The sequence below is a fragment of the Ignavibacteriales bacterium genome (assembly GCA_016709765.1).
GTDB lineage: Bacteria > Bacteroidota > Ignavibacteria > Ignavibacteriales > Ignavibacteriaceae > IGN3.
In genome coordinates this window covers 1,326,664-1,344,626 of the sequence record JADJMD010000013.1, presented here as the reverse complement: position 1 = coordinate 1,344,626, position 17,963 = coordinate 1,326,664, and the positions used below count along the sequence as shown (strand labels likewise).

The following is a 17,963-nucleotide window of genomic DNA, read 5'->3' as shown; positions in this document are numbered from 1 at the left end:
CAATACCAAATTAATAATTAATGCAAGAATTCTTAGAAAATAATTTAGGTCTTTCTCCGGATCTTCAATACAAGATCATGTTATCAATTATCATCATTATTGTAATCTTGATAATTCAACGACTTCTTAAAAAGTTACTTATTCATCGGATTGTGGATTTAAAAGTACGCTACCAATGGCAGAAGATATCATTATATCTGGCAGTTTTTCTTATAATCATTTTTCTATCTAATATTTGGCTGGAACTTTTCGGTTCGATGGGAACTTTTTTGGGTCTGCTATCAGCAGGAATTGCAATAGCATTAAAAGATCCTTTAGTAAATATGGTTGCATGGGGATTCATCTTAATCCGGCAGCCATTTAAAGTGGGAGACAGAATACAAATCGGAAAGGTATCTGGAGATGTAATTGATATCAGACTTTTCCAGTTCTCAATAATTGAAATCGGTAACTGGGTTGACGCAGAACAAAGCACCGGCAGGATAATTCATATTCCAAATGGTGTAGTTTTTACTGAGCCTCAGGCAAACTACACAGCTGAATTTCAATACATTTGGAACGAAATTCCCGTGCTTATCACTTTTGAAAGTGACTGGAAAAAAGCGAAACAGATTCTAACAGATATTATTAATCATCATGGGATTATGCTGAGCAATGAGGCTGAAAGACAATTAATTGAAGCAGCAAAAAAATTTTTAATATTTTACAGTAAACTTACACCTATCGTTTACACTTCAGTAAAGGAAAGCGGTATAATGCTAACAATGCGATATATGTGCAGTCCACGTGAAAGAAGAACGACTGAAGAGAAAATATGGGAAGATGTTTTAAAAGATTTTGCAAAGCATAAGGATATTGATTTCGCTTATCCAACACAAAGGTTTTATAATAATTCTACTGAAGGTAAAAAAGATATACAAGCAGATAAATAATAATGTATTAGGAAATAACTTTTTATGAAAGAAAATTTTATAGAAGTAAAACAAGTTGTTGATTCATTAGCTAAACTAAAATTCTTACCAGTTTTAAAAAGTCAAATTAAACTACAACGCGAATTTATTGATAAGTGCAGAAATTTATTAATACAACTACAACAGGCTTCGGAAACTGATTTAAGTTCAGATAGAACGACATACTTTGAAAATGTTCTGAGTGTAAATAAAAAAATTGAAAAGCTGATTACTCCATATTTTGAACATGGTAATAGGACAAATTTACAAGAGTTATTTCCGGATTTTTATGTTGCTTTAGAAAAATTTATTTTGGAATCTGATGAAAAAGTAATAGAATTTCAGGGTCCTGAAAGATTTGTAAACAAAATAAATGATAAACTTCACATAAAAATTTGTAAACCGGTTAAGAAATTCTTTTACAACATCTCAAATATCCCAATCTCAATCAGCAATTTGTTTAGAAAATTATTTCGCAAACCTATTAAAGAAAAAAAAGTCTGGAAGCGATTTGTTTTATTAAAAAACTTAAGACAATACTATCTATATAATATTTTATCTTTAAAACTCATTGAAATCACCCGTAAATTTTTTAAGCTGAGAAGCAGTACAGCTAAAGAATTGTGGATCCTATATGAATCGATTGATGATAGTATTAGTCACAAGCTATATCCTTCAGGTGATAATAATTCTTTAGATAAGAATAATGAATTAAATATTCAACCAAAGATTAATGAATTACTTATACAGCTAAATCAGTTTGAAGAATCTTTGATCAATGAGATTCACAACTTATCTGAACCTGTTTTTGCATCATATGAAGCCGATTATTTAATTGCCGGAACTATTGAAAATCCGGGATGGAAATTAAGGAAAGGTGTTCTAAAGAGAAAAAACAGACAAATTTCAGAGAGCGCTTCAAGAGTTTTCAATGGCTGGAAAAATAATTTTGCATCCCTCGGTGATGATTGGGAGATGAATAATGAGCTTTATCAAATAAGATACAATACTTTAATTCAGCTTGATAAATATAGTTCTGTTTTCAAATCTGGTATTGAAAAAAATCTAATCCCTCGATCAAATGAATTAGCTTCTTTCATAAAGAAATTAAATACGGAATTAGATTTATCCAAAAATAAAAATGATCTTTTAAATTCATATAGAGAAACTAAAAATCAAATAAATCAAGAATTAACAAACAAACTTATTCCGGAAATCACTGCCGTTATTTTAGATCAGAATCTAACCGGTATAGTGGCCGAGTTTGACAACCTAATACGCGAGGAGATTAATAATGTCAAACAAAAGAGAGTATTGGTTAAGACTGACGAATATGATAAAGAAATAAAAGATTCAGAAATAAATATATTTTCTCCACGAGAGATTCTTGAGTATTCTACAGCCCCCAAATTTTTTAGTGCAACCTCGAAATTAAAAACCTTTATTAACTCTCAGCTTCAACAAATTCAGAACGAATTAGCTGAGATTGACCATATTTCTGATTTTAATGTTGAATCGGCTTTAAATTTACTGGAGTCCGAAAATGACGTTGAAAAATCTAAAACTATTGCTGTCGAAGGTTTGGATCGTGCTGTTAAAAAAATAGTTGAAATTAAAAGTAAATTTGACAACCTATCAATTATTTTTGATAGTGAACTGAGTTCCGTAACATCTGAATTTAATTCTGATTTAAAAAGTTTAACTGAAACCGAAAAGATTTTTAATATAAAGCTAAACCTCGCTAAGGCCAAAGCTATAGAAAGATCTAAGAAGGTTAGAAAAAAAGTTTTACAAAATATTAAAAATGCTCTGCCGCAGATTTTATCATTAACACAAAAAGGGTTAGTAAAGTCTACAGAATTTTATCAAAAAATTTGGGAATTAATTGGTCTCGCTCCTGCCGCAAAAGTAATTGCCAGCGAAGTTTCTGACTATCTTGCCGAAACTCAATTAGCAATTCACAGGCTACCGTTTGTCTACCAAAGACTATTTGAAGTAAAACCGCTAAATGACGAAAGGTTCTTTTTTGGCAGAGAAACTGAGTTAAGCAAACTGAATATGGCGTTAACAAATTGGCAAAAAGAAAAATTTGCATCGACAATAATCGTGGGCGAAAAAGGAAGTGGTTCAACCTCACTGATTAATTATTTTCTTGCAAATAACGCAGATCAATATGATATAATCAGATCTTCCGTATTAGAACCTGTCTCAGACCAGGATTCGTTTTTTAAGCTATTGTCCGGAATATTAAAAGTACCAAAGTTCAACTCAATAGAAGAAATAATTGAATATCTGAACAAGCTGCCCGCTAAAAAAGTTATTATTTTAGAAAATCTTCAGCGGTTGTTCCTTCGCAAAGTAAATGGGTTTCAGGTACTGAAAACATTTTTTGAGATTATATCGAAAACCAATAATAATATCTTCTGGATTTCCACCTGTACAATTTATGGCTGGGTTTATCTTGATAAAACTATTCATGCATTTGATTATTTCGGTTATGTTGTGAACCTTACAAAGCTTGACGAAGATCAAATTACAAACCTTGTTTCAAAACGACATCGGGTTAGTGGTTATAATATTGAATATGAGGCAGATCAAAGTACATTAAAATCAAAATCTTTTAAGAAACTCACTGAGGAAGAAAAACAACCATATCTTATGAAGAAATATTTTGTAGAGTTAAATAATTTTGCTCAAGGTAATATTAGCCTTGCATTAATTTTCTGGCTGCGTTCTGCAAGAGAAATTGTTGATGATGAAATTAAGATTGGTTCACCGCCTGATCTGGATTATTCATTTTTAGCCAACCTTTCGAGTGATAAAATTTTTTCTCTAAGTGCTTTATTGCTTCATGATGGTTTACACGAAGAGGATCATTCAGAGATATTTAATGTACCATTAAACAAATCCAGATTGCTTTTTTTATTGTTGCATGATGACGGAATCATAGTTAAACAGAATGATTTATATATAGTAAATCCTCTTTTATTCAGGCAAATAGTCAGTCTATTGAAATCAAAAAATATAATACATTAAAATTATGCGAAACTTAAAAACAATAACGATTTTACTTGTTTGTTCTTTTTTACTTTTTAGTAAAAACATTCAGCCGCAAACTGATTCACTAAATAAAACTCTTCTAAAAGATACTGTATCTCAAACAACTTTGAATGTGCAGGTCACAAAGACAGAAAAAACAAAAGCAGATAACAAAATCAATTTAACACCGCCTTCTATTGAGGATATCATTTCAGTTGGAAAAGTTTTCTGGGCAATTGTGTTCTTTATTGTTGGTGCATTTATAATAAAATTTATAGCCAAGATTCTTGACTTGTTTGCTGAAAAAAGTACTAATTACCGAATTACAATCAAGGGTTTTATACCGGTTATCCGAATCTTTGGCTGGGCTTTTGTTTTTTATATAATTATTAACGGCATTTTTAGCCCGCCTGCGGAAACATTAATTGCTATTCTCGCTTCACTTGGAATTGCACTTGGTTTTGCTTCTCAGGATATATTCAAGAATATTTTCGGCGGAATAATGATAATATTTGATCGTCCTTTTCAGGTTGGAGATAAGATCGAAATTGAAGACTATTACGGCGAGGTTATAAAAATTGGTTTGCGCTCAACTCGTATCGTAACACCGGACGATTCTATGGTTACCATACCAAACGGTGACTTAATGAGTAAACCAGTGTCAAATTCAAATTCAGGAGAACCAAACTGTCAGGTTGTGGCTGAACTTTATCTGCCTATAAATATCGATACTGAAAAAGTAAGACAAATTGCTTTAGAAGCTGCACAGGTTTCGAGATATGTTTATTTAAATAAACCAATTGTTATACTTTTTTTTAATGAAGTTAAAGAGGACCGATCTTACTTGAAAATGAGGCTAAAAGCTTATGTGATGGATATTCGTTCTGAGTTTAACTTTAAAAGCGATATGACAGAGATTGTTATGCGTGAATTAATAAAAAAGGGAATAATAAAACCGGAAGATATGAATTAGAATAAGCAGAATTTATTAAAACACTTTATTCAGAAAATTTGGTGGGAACATTTATTGTCAATCTGTTTACCCTGACAAATTGTTTCAGAATATGTCTTCAATAATATTCTCAAAATTGTCCCAAGGGATTTCTTAGGGACTTAAATTAAGTCTTAACTCTCTTTTACTTCTTTTCAACAACATTTAAAAAATTATTGACTGAAGATTTACCGCTAAACACTGTGATAGCAATCAGTATTATTCCTAGTGTTATCATAATAGTTGTAAACCCAATAATTACAATCTGGGGCGCAATATCTATCTCAACAAGAGCCATTGAGGAGAAAAAAAGTACTGCAACAAATTTTACAAAGCGGGAAATAATAGAGTAGTGAGGTAAACTTTCTTTAAGCAAAGCATTATAAACACTGTTTGATACCCGCGCGGCAACAATCCAACCCAATCCCATAATTAAAAGAGCGATAATTAGTTTTGGAATAAAAATAACGCCCTGTTGAATTAATACTGAAAGTACGGTAAGCTTCATTGCATCTAAAGCAGAGTTTAAGAAAATTAAGAAAACAATAAAGAAAACAATATTACCGATCATGTTAAAAACAGCATATCTAATATCAGCTTTAGAAAGCGCTCTTCTCCACTGCATTCTCATAAATAGTTTTTCAAATCTAAGAACAACCAGCAATTGAATAGTTATTCTTTTAGCAAGCCAACCAACAAACCATCCAATTAATAACAAAATAAATCCTGCTAACAGGCTTGGCAAATAATTGATTATTTGAGTGCCAAAATCCAGAAACGGACTTTCTAAATTCTTATCCATTATCAACTCCTATTTGCTTAGGTGATTTTAATAAAAGCTTCCATAGAGGTTCTCTCTCCTCGTATTCTTTTACCCAAAGAACCGGGCAAGAAGATTGTTCTGTTATTTCCTGGGCAAGGGATCGTCCGAGTAATAATTCTAGAAAATCTCCGGTCTTGCCTCCCATTAACATAAGGTCAACTTTACTTGATTGCTCTACAATTGCTTTAACGATATCAGCATCTTTAATAATAATAATTTCTGCATCGAGTGAATTTTGCTTAATTAGTTCTTTTACTTTTAATTCTCTTTCTTCTCTTTCCTGCTTTGATGTTTCCGGATCGTAGACAAGCAGGATTTTAAGTTTACAATTAAAGTAATTGATTAACGCTGGTGCGATTTCGGTTGCCAACATTGCATGGATATCAATCGTAAAAGGTATTAAAATAGTTTTTATGTTTTCCTTTTCAAATTTACCATGAAGAACGGCAACCTCTCCGGGAAACTTATGAATAACACTATCTATCACTGATGAGAAGAATCTTTCAAGAAAATCAGGATTTTTTTGTCGTCCAACCACAATAAAATTACATTCTTCTTCTTCTGCTGTATTTACTATTCCCTGCGAAATTCTGTGAGATACATTTAAAATCGACCTGGCTGGAATACCCGCTTCCTCAGCTATTTCATTGGCAGTATTAAAAAGTGGTTTTGCTCTACCACTATCACTTAATTGAGTTACTAAAGGATTTCCCTCCTTAACTTCGTCAATATGCAAGAAAAGTATTTCAGCGTTTGATTTTTTTGCAATTGCATTTGCAACATGAGCCAAGCTTGCAACTGTTTTTTTATTTGCAAGGGGAACCAGGACTCTATATTCTTTTCGTTCAAGTCTTTCTAAAGATTTAACTTTTCTTACATGCTCGATTTCTCTATCCGCAGCATAAAATTTATAAGTAATTAATCCTACACTAACCCAAACTATTGTAACTATCCAAGCCGTAGGGCTGTAATTAAACATATATATGGCAAGAAATAATAACAATAGAATTCCTACAATAGATAAGTAAGGAAATAACGGCGTAACAAATCCGCGATCTAAATCCGGTCTTTTCTTCCTTAATCGAATTAGAGTAATGTTAACCTGAAGGAATAATAAAAGGAACATAAGATCAGCAGCACTTGCAACATCTTCAATCGGCAAAGAAATTGCCATTATAACTACAATGAATAAAGAAAAAACAATTGAAAGATGAGGAGTAAAATTCTTCTTATGAACTTTTCCAAAAAATGTAGGAAAGTTTCTATCTTTACCCATAGCATATGCAACACGCGAAGAAGAATAAATTGTTGCATTTAGGGCAGACATCGTAGAAATGATACCACCGACAAGAAGCATAATTCCACCACCGACAAAAAATGTCTTTGCAACTTCAACAAGCGCTGTTTCTTTGTGTGAAGCCAAATAATCCCAGGGCGTTATACCACCTTCTGGTTTTACCGCTCCCAAAGCAGTAACAGAAATTAGAAGATAAATTGGCACTACGATTAAAAGTGAAAGGAATACGGCTTTAGGAATGTTCTTCTTAGGGTTTTTTATTTCTTCAGAACATTGAGATATAACTTCAAATCCCTGGAAGGCAATAAATGTTAATCCCATCGCTTTAAAAACTCCTCCCCAGCCATTGGGAAGAAAGGGTGTAAAAGCATCCTGCCAATCAGGTCGATGGAAAACTAAATTTAAACCAAAGCCTATGAATATAAAGAGTATAATAATTTTGGCAATTGTGATTATGTTCCCAATTTTACCTGTTTCAGATGCGCCACGAAAATTAATATATGCAAATAAGATTGCAGTAATAGCAGCAAGAATTTTTTGCGGTGATAAAAATCCCCATTGCGGCATGATGATATTGAACTCACGTAAGACCAAATCAAAATATGCCCCGAACCCTAATGCATAAAGACTGCATGCAACAGCATGCGCAAACCAGCTCATCCAGCCGGATATAAACCCATTCCATTTTGGCAGACCTTCTTTAACCCAAAGATAGCCGCCACCCGCATCATGATAACAGGATCCAAGCTCAGCATAAGAGAATGCAGTAAGGAGAGCAACAAGACCATTAAGAGAGAATACAATTATTAATCCGGGACCCGCTACTCCGGCAGCAATACCGGTTAGAACAAATATTCCTGCACCGATCATCGCACCAACACCAATAAGTGTAGCATCCATTAAGCCCATCTCTCGGCTAAGATGAACCTCGGTATCAAATTTTTTCATTTCGATGTCTTTCTTTACGATGGAAGTTAAGACACAGCAATATTGCTAAACATTATAAAATTGAACTAGTAAATAAATATTAAACTTGTTGTATTATACATAAAACATTTTACTTCTTCAATTAAATCATCATTGATTAAATATGAAATGATGATCTGTTGTTTAACATCAAATATTATGAATAGACTGCTAAATTGGGAAAGATTAAAATGTATTTGTATTAAATAGATAATAAATTGTCTGTATAAGAAAACTGTATTACCTCAGGTTTAATCCTGAGATTGCATTCCATAGTTTGTCCATTCTTCTTTAGATGGACCAAAAACACCGGGAACTTTAAGTCCGTTTAATCTCATAACTACAGTTAGTTGTGCACGATGATGAATTTGATGAGATATTATAACTCCAAGCGTTGTTCCTCTTTTCCACATTTCACCATACATATCATCTTCAACTATTAAAGATTCATCATTCCAGTTTGATTTTATTGCTGCAAGTAAATTTGATGAAGCTTCTTTGTAAGCATCCACAATTTCTTTTGCTGTTGTTGGAATTGAAGAATTGCTATCTACAGTTTTAAATGTTAATCCTGTGCGATGAGCCATTTCTCCAATTGATGTTGTTATGTGCCAGGCAAGTCTGCCTGCTGTTCTTACGTTTTCATCAATTTTTTTGATCAACGATTCATCTGTAAGATTATTAAATACTTTTAATGTTGATTCGGACTCGTAAGTCCAATCGTTGATGAAATCTTCTAGTTTGCGGTACATAATAAATCCTATTTGAGTCAAGCTGAACTTGTTTCAGCATCTTATTTCTTGTTATTTAGATCCCGAAACGAGTTCGGGACGACAGCAACATTACTTTAAGTTCGCTAAAATCTCTTTCAGCTTACCAATATTATCTAACCAATTTTTTTGTTTTGCTCTTTCTTTTTCAACAACTTCTGGAGCTGCACTTGCAACAAACTTTTCATTTGACAATTTTTTATCAATTCCTGCAAGCGATCCTTCAAGTCGTGTTATTTCTTTTTGGATTTTCTGTCGTTCAACTTCAAGATCGATCAGCCCTTCAAGCGGAATAAATATTTCTACCCCTCTTAAAACTGCTGAAGCGCTTGCTTTTGGTTTTTGAATATTCGCATCAACAATAAGGTCTTCTACTTTTGCAAGTTTTTTTATGTACTCGATCTGATGTTCTTTTACAGAAGATGATTTAATCATTGCATTAACTTTTTTAGATGGAGCAATGTTCATTTCACCACGGATATTTCTTATTGCAGTAATTATATCTTTTACAAAATCCATTTCTTCATCAACATAGTCTTTAATCAGTTTCCCATCTACTACAGGATATGAGGATGTTGAAATGCTTTCTCCATCTTTCCTATCATCCATCAACTGCCATAGTTCCTCAGTAATAAAAGGCATAAACGGATGAAGCATTTTAAGAGCGTCTTCAAAGATTGAAATTGCACGTGTTAGAACGCCTGATTTAACTATCTCAACATCAGCATAGAGTCTGTTCTTTATCATTTCAACGTACCAATCACAGAAGTCATTCCATATAAAACTATAAATAAGTTTTATTGCATTGTTTACTTCAAACTCATCCATTGCCTTATTAAGCTGCTGCAATGTTTTATTTAAGCGTGAATAAATCCATTCATCTGCAAAATCTAAATGAGAATTTTTTAATTCTTTTTTAAGTGGAATGCTTTCAGCATTCATCAATAAAAATCTTCCAGCATTCCAAATCTTATTTGCAAAGTTTCTTCCAAGCTCACATTTATCAGTGTTGAAAAGTAAATCCTGCCCCATTGGGGTAAGATAAATTAAGGTATACCTTAAAGCATCGGCGCCGTAATCTTTAATTACCTCTAGCGGATCGGGTGAATTGCCAAGAGACTTACTCATTTTTCTGCCCTCCACATCGCGAATGATGCTTGTAAAATAAACATCGCTGAAAGGAATATCTTTTTGAAAATGCATTCCCGCCATAATCATTCTTGCTACCCAAAAGAAAATTATATCCGGACCAGTAACAAGAGTGTTAGTTGGATAATAGTATTTTCGTTCTTTCTCAGTTTTAAATATTGCGTGTGCCCACAACCAGCTTGATGCCCAAGTATCAAGTACATCTTCATCCTGTCTTAAATTTGTTGAGCCACAATGCGGACATTTCTCTGGAATAGTTATAGATGCTATTGGCTGCTTGCATTCTATATTGCAATGATCATCACCAACGCAATACCAAACAGGAATTCGATGTCCCCACCAGAGTTGGCGAGAAATACACCAATCACGAATCCCTTCCATCCAATGGAAATATGTTTTTTCCCAGTGTTTTGGATAGAACTTAACTTTGCCTTGCTGGACAACTTCAACAGCTGGTTTTGCAAGTTCATCCATATTCATAAACCATTGTTCGCTTAAGTATGGTTCGATAGGAACATTGCCGCGCTCAGAGTATCCAACTTTATTTTGATAATCTTCAATCATATGAAGTAATTCAAGTTCATCCATTCGTGCAACAACTTTTTTCTAACTTCGTAGCGATCAAGATTACGAAACTCTTCAGGAACATTGTTGTTTGTTGATGCATTATCATTAAAGATGTTAATTAACTCTAGCTTGTGTCGCTGTCCCATATCATAATCATTAACATCGTGCGCAGGAGTAACTTTAACCACGCCGGTTCCAAATTTCATATCAACATAATCATCCGCAAATATTGGAATCTCACGTTCAGCAATCGGCAATAAAACTTTTTTGCCAATAAGGTGCTTGTAGCGTTTATCATTTGGATTAACTGCAACGCCAGTATCCCCAAGCATCGTTTCGGGACGAGTTGTTGCAACAATAACAAACTCTTCAGAATCCATTACGGGATATTTAAAGTACCACAATTTTCCGTTTACAGTTTTAAAATTAACTTCTTCATCAGAGATTGCAGATTTGTTTGCAGGATCCCAATTAACCATTCTGTAACCGCGATAAATTTTTCCTTCTTTGTAAAGTTCAACAAATGCTTTTATAACTTCTTGGTAATATTCACCATCCATTGTAAAACGTTCGCGCCGCCAATCGCAGCTAACGCCAAGTTTTTTTAATTGCTGAATAATTATTCCACCATATTCTTTTTTCCATTCCTGGCAATGTTCTAAAAATGCTTCGCGACCAATTTGATATTTATCAATCTGCTTATCAGCTAAAAACTGTGTTACTTTTGTTTCTGTTGCGATAGATGCGTGATCTGTTCCGGGAACCCAGCAGGCGTTGAAACCCTGCATACGTTTTGTACGGATAAAAATATCCTGAAGTGAATTATTAAGAATGTGCCCCATCGTTAACATGCCCGTTATGTTTGGCGGCGGGATAGCAATGGTATAAGGTTTCTTTGTTTCGTCTACATCTGAATTGAAAATATTATTATCAATCCAGTACTTGTACCACTTATCTTCAACTTCTGAAGGATTGTAAGCTTTAGGAATATCTGAAAAACTTTTTGCGGACATTTATATCTCTTTATTAAAAATCGAGTGCAAATATAATGATTTTTGTGATGTTGGTGGTTAGTGCATTAATTATATCAAATGTTTTAAGTTAAAAGTAGAATCGCAGTATTTATGAAGAAATTAGAAAAAAAGGACTAATGAGAAATCCAATTAGTCCTTTTCTTTTATGAATAGAAATTAAAAGAAGTAGAAAAAAGCTACCAATAACCTAATATTGGCAACCGATTTTAGATCCTTAATTTTTCCTTTGTCTAAATTATCGTTTGTGCCGTATGCAGCAGAAGTATATTCTAACTCAGTAGAGATGCGTGTTTTTTCACTATTGAACTGAATACGAGGAGAAACTCTTAACAGTTTATCGATATTAGTTCCTCTTCCATAATATGTTCCTGCAATATTATCTGAAGCACCTAGTGACTTTGAGTATCCGGCAAACAATCCAAATTCAATTTCTTTTCCAGTTGATATATCTATCCATCCGGATAAACATTTTAAATCCGTGTATTGCTCAATTCCGTTTGTAGTATCAATGGATTTTATTGCATAACCGCCAAGCATCATCAAATCAGCCAGATTGCCTCCATAAACGCCTTGTGCCTTAATTGTAACAGGCTGCAAATTAAGTTTGAAGAATGCAGAAGCTGCTAAACTGCTTATGGATTCATCTGTTGAAACATTTTTTGTTGTTACTAAACGAGGCGTAAGTTTTTTGTAATCAAAAGCTATTCCTGCAAGATGACCATCGCTGGCAAATTGAATTTGACCATGAAGATTTGGAATAACCGAGTTTCTTAAATAAGAAGAACTGAATCCGTTTGGTCCGTTACTTTGAAAATCACGCTGTGCTAGTGCTGTAGCAATAAATTTAAATTTATCCACTGAAACAGAAAAACGAATTTGTGGATTACGTGCAAATGGATTAAACGGCGCTCCAGTGTTGAAGGAAACCGTTCCCGGAACTAGTTCAGTAATAAACATCGGGTTCCAGGTTTGCCCAACAAGTAAAGATGTATTTTCCCAATCCATTTTTACAAAAGCGTGGCGCAGTCTAAAACCATTTATATCACCATCAGCCGTTCCAAAAAATTCCCCTTCCAGTTGTCCAGAAGTTTTGGCACCAAATGCATCCGGACCGGTAATTTTACCTGTTAAACGAGATTGAATTGATAAAATATTAAACCCTGGGCTATCATTTATATCAACCCTATTTACATCAAATGATTCTGGAGAAGGATACAGCAAAAAGTGTCCTTCCCTAGCGGAAACAGTTTGACGAGAATCAAAAAGGATATCCGTTTTTACAAACCCGGAAAACGATATTCCAAATCCGGATTTGTTATCCTGTGCATAAACACTTGTAAATATGCACAATACAAAAAATAATAAAAAATATTTTTTCATTTGGTTATTCCCTACAAAATAAATTAATTACTCTGAACCTACACCTAAATAAGTCCTTAATTTTTCATCCTCAAATTTTAAAGCTGCCTCATCTTCTTTAGTAAATAAGGAAACTAAAATTCCCATAATAAAAGCCGCTGACATTGAAACGAGTGCAGGGTTTTTTAGTGGAAAGATTGCTGTTTCGTTACCAAAGAGATCTACCCAAACAGTTGGGCTAAGAAGTATTAGTACTACGGCTAAACCTGAGCCTGTAATCATGCTTGCTACGGCACCCTTAGTTGTAAATTTCTTCCAAAGAATGGATAAAAGCAAAGATGGAAAATTAGCACTTGCAGCAATTGAGAATGCTAATCCAACCATAAATGCAACATTTTGTCCTTTGAAAATAAAACCAAGAATAATGGCCATAACTCCAATTAGTAATGTAGCCATTCGCGCAACTTTTACCTCTCCAACTTCATCTGCTTTCCCTTTCTTAATCACACTAACATAAAGATCATGAGAAAGAGTGGAAGCCCCTGATAGTGTTAATCCTGCAACAACGGCAAGTATAGTTGCAAAAGCTACGGCTGCAATAAAACCAAGAAAGAACTGACCGCCAACAGATTCGGCAAGAAGAAGAGCAGCCATATTCCCCCCTTTATCAATACCGGCAATAACATCCTGACCCACAAGAACCATTGCTCCAAATCCAATAATAAAAGTTAGAATATAAAAATATCCAATAAAGCCAGTGGCGATGAAAACAGATTTTCTAGCTTGTTTAGCGTCCGGAACAGTAAAGAAGCGCATTAAAATATGAGGCAATCCAGCGGTTCCAAAGATAAGAGCAAGTCCAAGTGAAATAGCATCCCACGGATTCTTAACAAATCCACCCGGCTCTAAAACTGAACCGGAATATTTTGTTGCTGCTTGTTCAAACAATGCGATGGGATTCATTCCGAAGTTTGCTAACGTCATAATTACTAAAAAGGTAGCGCCACATAAAAGCAAAACAGCTTTAATAATTTGAACCCAGGTTGTTGCAAGCATTCCCCCAAATAGAACGTAGGATATCATAACCACACCAACAATAATAATTGCAAACTCATATGGCAGACCAAACAATATGGTTATAAGTGATCCTGCTCCAACCATCTGAGCAATAAGATAAAAAATAATTGTACTAAGTGAACCGACTGATGATGCTATTCTAACCGGTCTTTGTTTTAAGCGAAAGGCAACCACATCGGCAAAAGTAAATTTGCCTAAGTTTCTAAGAGGTTCAGCAATTAGAAACATCACAAGCGGCCAACCAACCAAAAATCCAATTGAATAAATTAAACCATCATAGCCTTTAAGAGCAACCATGCCTGCAATTCCCAGAAATGATGCTGCGCTCATATAATCACCTGCAAGAGCCAATCCGTTTTGAAATCCAGATATGCTTCTATCGGCTGCATAAAATTCAGAAGTTGTTTTTGTTCTTTTTGCCGCCCAATACGTTATGAACAATGTTATTGTAACAAATACAAAAAAGATTAATATTGATGCGATGTTAACTTGTCCGAGAGTTGTTTGAAAAGTATCCAAGTTATATCTCCTTATTTTAATATCGTTATTAAATTTTTATTTATTTTTGAAGAACCTGGTTACGAAGCTCTCTTACGCTTTTATCATAAGATTTATTTGCCCAAAGAGTGTAAACGCCGGTGATGAGCCATGCAAAAATTATAATACCGATACCGATTGGAAGACCGATGGTAATATGCTCTGCGATTTTAATCGACAACAGTTCTTTATTAAAAGCGATGGTGAGCATAAATCCAAAATAAACGATAAGCATTATGGCGGTAAGCGAAAGGGAAACTCTGAGCCGCTTTCTAACAAGCTCCTTAAATTTTTCCGAGTTAACAATTTCTTGTACTTTCTCTGATTGAATGCTCATAGGTTTTTCCTTTAGATGTGAATAATAAATGAAGTAAACGATGTAGGAATATTTTCATGCACAAAATAGTTTTGTTGTGTAAACAAAATTATTACAAACACCATGAAGATCAAAGATTGATCAATATTTACTAAGATTAAATGAGGCTAATTATTGCCTATTGCTAACTATCCTGCAAGTGTTCCTTTAAAATCTAACTTAACTTTATTTTGAAAATCTTCAATAATAGAAACCGTTTTTTTGATAATGATTAAATCAATATCGGATTGCTTTTGCGGATCAATGTTGTTATCCGGAATCTTATGCTCAGAAATCTGCAATGCTTGATGTTTAAAACGCAACTGCAATAAAAAATTGTATGCTTGTAAAATATTTGTGTAGCCGGAATGTGATATAATGTTTTTCTTGTGGATGAGTTCTAATCTTTTTAATGTGTTAGAAATTTTTATTTGATGTTTTAGTGAATACAACCGAGCTAAATCTACAATAGGCAACATTAGTGATTTAATATCAAATACTGTTTTTAATTTATTTGCGCCTTCGGGGATGTGTGTTTGAAGAATACTATCTGCCATATAAATAAAAAACGAACTACTGCTTGAAGTAATATGATTGATATGTTTTTGAAGATCTTCAATTAGAGTATTGTTTCCATAAACAAATCTAAGATCAAAAAAGATTTTTATATCAAGTAAGTCTTTGGGTTCTGCTTTTGTAATCCATTCAGTAAAGTAGTTTTTCCAAACTGATAACGGCTGACACCATTGAGGGTTTTTTGCCATTACATTTCCTCTACAATACCTAAAACCAATTGTATCTAAACCTTCAGAAACTTTTTGCCCAAACTTTAAAAAATAATTTTGAACTGAATTAAGAATTTCAACTTCGCATTCATCAAAAACAATAGCATTGTCCTGATCCGTGGATAATGTTTGCTCTTCCCTACCTTCACTCCCCAAAGTAATAAATGCAAATGAAACCGGTGGTTCTCCTATATCTTTTATAATAAGTTGAATCAAACTTTTTAATACTGCATCTGCAATAACGGTAGTCATCCGGGTTATCTCGGATGCACTTCTGCATTCCTTTATCAATCCATAAACAATATGCATTGCCTGTGCAAGTGCTGAATTTATTTCACTAATGCTTTCAGCATCCTGAATTTTGCGAATGAAAAACAAATAAGTAAGATGGAAAGCTTTTTGAAGTTCCCCTGAATTAATTATACCTACAATATGTGATTCTTCATTCTTAACAAGCAAATGATGAACGTTTTTTTCTGATAAGCAAACCAAAGCATTATAAATTGATGATAAATGATTTATTGATATTAATGGAGAAGACATATAATTGAGCACAGGTAAATTTAAATCAGCTTCATTAGACAATAATCGGTTTTTAAGATCAGTAAGAGTAACAATGCCAATTTCTTTTTCGGAATCCTTTGTAAGCAGTATAGTTTCAGATTTTTCTCTTGCCATAATCTTAATTGCCTCTAAAGCAGAAAGATTAAAATCACATCGAGGCACTGCTTTAATAAATTCATTTATGGGTCTATTTAATAACGAAACCGAATTTTGTAAATCACTAATTAATAAATCTCTTTCTTTTTGGATACTTATTTGTTCGGTATAATCCTCAAGCGTTCCATCTATAAACTTAACATTATTTTTCTGATCATCTGTAAGAACAGATGAAACTGAAACAAATATTTTCTTACCATCCTTTTTTATAAAACTTACCACTCTATTTTTTACAAATCCGGATTGAAACAAATCCCTATAAAACTGTCGACACTCAGATTGCTTTTCGAAAAAATCCGATAAGTAAATATCTTTATCATCATCTTCTTTAATACCTAATAAATCTTTCGTTGCGTTATTAATATCCAACAGTGATATTCTTTCATCACTTTTGGCGTAAAAAGTCCTGTTGAAAGTTTGTTTGCCAATGCAATGTGCTTGTGTTCAGTTTTGGAAATTTCATCTGATAAATTTTTAGCCGCAGTGATATCTTTAAAGCTAAATACAACTCCATTATTATTTAGAAAAGAAATTGGGGAAGCAATTAGAAGTGCATTTAATTTGGAGCTATCTTTTTTCTTTAATACTGATTCCATCTGCTCACTTTGAAAGTCAGAGTTTACTTTTAACTCACCATTATCAAAATTGTAAATAGAAAGCGCCGGCTGTTTAACAAAAATATCAGCAAATCTGAGTGTTTTTATTTCATCTTCTAAATAACCCAGCATCTGGCAGATAGTTTTGTTAAAGTAGATTTGCTTGTTTTCAAGAATCATCACCAACCCCTCTGATGATGCTTCTACAATTGATTTAAATTTTTCACGTGATTCATGTAAATCAGATTCTGCCTGCAATCGATGCTTTTCTGTTTTAATGTTTTGATATGAAATGAATGACAACAGAAGTGTAATTAAAAATATAATTCCAATCGAAATGTTTATCATCTGCTTTTCAAGCGCTGCAATTTCTATACTTACATCTTCAATATAAATACCTGTACCAATTACCCATTGCCATGGTTCAAATTTTTTAACATAAGAAAGCTTGGGAACAATTCGTGTTGAATCATCTTTCCACTGCCACATATAGTAAACGAATCCGGAGCCCTCTGCTTTAGCAGTTTGAGCCATTTCGACAAAAAGTAATTTTCCGCGGGAATCTTTAGTCTGAGTGAGATCTTTATTGATTAAATCCAATCTGTATGGATGAACTATCATATTGGGATGGTAATCAGTTACCCAGAAATAGTCTTTTAATCCTTCGCCATACCTAAGACTTATAATTTCGTTTTTTGCAATTTCCTGAGCATCATTTCGCCCAACTTTTCCCTGTGATTCTGCTTCATACCATTTGTCTAAAATACTACAAGCAGAGTTCGTTAATTCTTTTATCATTTCACGTTTTCGATCCATAACGGCTTTTTCAAACTGCGGAATAAAAACGATAAAAAGTGATGCGATGAAAAGTCCGATTGTTAAAAAAGTTGGTAGTAAAATTCTTATAAAAAAGCTAAACTTTTTTTGCTTTGATATTTTTTCCATAAT

11 protein-coding genes and 1 pseudogene are annotated in these 17,963 nt (G+C 33.5%); 3 read left to right on the top strand and 9 right to left on the bottom strand.

The features are described from left to right. The first annotated feature begins 20 nt into the window (after nt 1–20). From IPJ23_15510 to IPJ23_15500, 3 genes are read left to right on the top strand one after another with little or no spacing between them, the layout of a single operon-like run. Entirely contained in the window at nt 21–932 is a 912-nt protein-coding gene (locus IPJ23_15510; protein ID MBK7632083.1) for a mechanosensitive ion channel family protein, read from the top strand. A gap of 24 nt (nt 933–956) precedes the next feature. Further along, nucleotides 957–3,986: a hypothetical protein gene (locus IPJ23_15505; GenBank protein MBK7632082.1), complete on the top strand. Its 3,030-nt coding sequence runs from the start codon at nt 957–959 to the stop codon at nt 3,984–3,986. 4 nt (nt 3,987–3,990) lie between these two features. Further along, entirely contained in the window at nt 3,991–4,962 is a 972-nt protein-coding gene (locus IPJ23_15500; GenBank protein ID MBK7632081.1) for a mechanosensitive ion channel family protein, read from the top strand. Nucleotides 4,963–5,125: 163 nt separating this feature from the next. Here the strand turns inward: IPJ23_15500 and IPJ23_15495 are convergent, their stop codons facing one another. The 9 genes and pseudogenes from IPJ23_15495 to IPJ23_15455 form a co-directional block, all read right to left on the bottom strand. Then, complete coding sequence (locus tag IPJ23_15495) at nt 5,126–5,782, bottom strand: hypothetical protein (protein MBK7632080.1); 657 nt, start codon at nt 5,780–5,782, stop codon at nt 5,126–5,128. Beyond that, nucleotides 5,775–8,048, bottom strand: a complete 2,274-nt coding sequence (locus IPJ23_15490; GenBank protein ID MBK7632079.1) for an amino acid permease — start codon at nt 8,046–8,048, stop codon at nt 5,775–5,777. The genes IPJ23_15495 and IPJ23_15490 overlap by 8 nt, the downstream gene beginning before the upstream one ends. 269 nt (nt 8,049–8,317) lie before the next feature. After that, nucleotides 8,318–8,818 (bottom strand): hypothetical protein, encoded by a 501-nt coding sequence (locus IPJ23_15485; protein ID MBK7632078.1) that lies wholly within the window; start codon nt 8,816–8,818, stop codon nt 8,318–8,320. Nucleotides 8,819–8,908: 90 nt separating this feature from the next. Continuing rightward, nucleotides 8,909–11,565 (bottom strand): annotated as a pseudogene (locus IPJ23_15480) (valine--tRNA ligase). A gap of 177 nt (nt 11,566–11,742) precedes the next feature. Continuing rightward, complete coding sequence (locus IPJ23_15475; GenBank protein MBK7632077.1) at nt 11,743–12,966, bottom strand: hypothetical protein; 1,224 nt, start codon at nt 12,964–12,966, stop codon at nt 11,743–11,745. Nucleotides 12,967–12,993: 27 nt separating this feature from the next. After that, complete coding sequence (gene actP / locus IPJ23_15470) at nt 12,994–14,541, bottom strand: cation/acetate symporter ActP (GenBank protein ID MBK7632076.1); 1,548 nt, start codon at nt 14,539–14,541, stop codon at nt 12,994–12,996. A gap of 40 nt (nt 14,542–14,581) precedes the next feature. Continuing rightward, nucleotides 14,582–14,896 (bottom strand): DUF485 domain-containing protein, encoded by a 315-nt coding sequence (locus IPJ23_15465; protein ID MBK7632075.1) that lies wholly within the window; start codon nt 14,894–14,896, stop codon nt 14,582–14,584. A 167-nt stretch (nt 14,897–15,063) separates the two neighbouring features. Beyond that, nucleotides 15,064–16,788, bottom strand: a complete 1,725-nt coding sequence (locus tag IPJ23_15460; protein ID MBK7632074.1) for a PAS domain-containing protein — start codon at nt 16,786–16,788, stop codon at nt 15,064–15,066. Further along, nucleotides 16,755–17,960, bottom strand: a complete 1,206-nt coding sequence (locus IPJ23_15455; protein ID MBK7632073.1) for a cache domain-containing protein — start codon at nt 17,958–17,960, stop codon at nt 16,755–16,757. Before IPJ23_15455 ends, IPJ23_15460 begins: the two co-directional genes overlap by 34 nt. Nucleotides 17,961–17,963: the final 3 nt, after the last annotated feature.